General features: G+C 37.9%; 2 protein-coding genes. One reads left to right on the top strand and one right to left on the bottom strand.

What is annotated here, in order from left to right; genetic code table 11:
- The first annotated feature begins 141 nt into the window (after nucleotides 1–141).
- Entirely contained in the window at nucleotides 142–321 is a 180-nt protein-coding gene (locus ICN49_RS11615; protein WP_216168236.1) for a hypothetical protein, read from the top strand.
- Between the two features lie 3 nt (nucleotides 322–324).
- On the opposite strand, the gene ICN49_RS11610 is transcribed toward ICN49_RS11615, so the two are convergent.
- Nucleotides 325–501, bottom strand: coding sequence for a hypothetical protein (locus tag ICN49_RS11610; RefSeq protein ID WP_216168235.1), 177 nt, complete (start codon nucleotides 499–501; stop codon nucleotides 325–327).
- Nucleotides 502–723 lie beyond the last annotated feature (222 nt).

Raw genomic sequence — 723 nt, 5'->3', positions numbered from 1 at the left:
GAGATAGAACTGTCACATTAGTTTGAAGAAACTGCAGATTACTTATGGAGTACTGCTGAATAACTCTGATTGTTATAGGTTTGATTAGTTTGTCCTACAGCCCATAGGTAACCAAACAAAGTAACCTTGGGAGGGTGGATGATGGCAACATTTACTACTGAAGATAGACTGCAGGCTGAGCAAGAGTCAATACCATTTTACGGTTATTGCTATTTGACTGATCCATCCACGCAAATCAAAAATCAATCATCGAATCTAGCGCCAAAGAAAAGTCAGGTGGAATATCGAATCGACGATAGCAGTGAAGATTTGGAAGAATAAGTTTTAATGCTCTTTATTTTTCTTAGCCAACTTCTCGGGTTTGCCATTTCCATAAAGACACCATTGCTTGATTTCTTCTGTGAGGACTTCAACATCTTTCATCTTAAGATTTCTAAAATCTTCCAGCCCAATAGATCCAGTTTCTCTTAATTTTTCTAGAGCTTCTTTTAATGCGCTCATATTGATGTTTCTTTTAAAAAATACATAGTTAAGGTTAGTTTATGTCTTTGGCCATATTCTTGACCTACATCAATAAGCGTCGCTTAAATCGACACTTGACCACTACAAGGATGCCAAATTGGTTTGTCGTTTAAAACGACAGCGCATAAATGAGGTTTGGCTGTTATGGAGTGAGAAGCGGTCACACAGAATCATTTATTGCTGGAGACAGAGAACGACCCA

Origin of the sequence: Polynucleobacter finlandensis (genome assembly GCF_018881755.1) — a bacterium.
Lineage (GTDB): Bacteria > Pseudomonadota > Gammaproteobacteria > Burkholderiales > Burkholderiaceae > Polynucleobacter > Polynucleobacter finlandensis.
Note: the sequence above shows the minus strand (reverse complement) of the source record. Positions and strands in the feature narration are given on the sequence as shown.

What these genes read in the sequence shown, in the direction of transcription:
- ICN49_RS11615 (WP_216168236.1), top strand. Translation starts at nt 142, where the DNA reads ATGGCAACATTTACTACTGAAGATAGACTGCAGGCTGAGCAAGAGTCA.
- ICN49_RS11610 (WP_216168235.1), bottom strand. Translation starts at nt 501, where the DNA reads ATGAGCGCATTAAAAGAAGCTCTAGAAAAATTAAGAGAAACTGGATCT.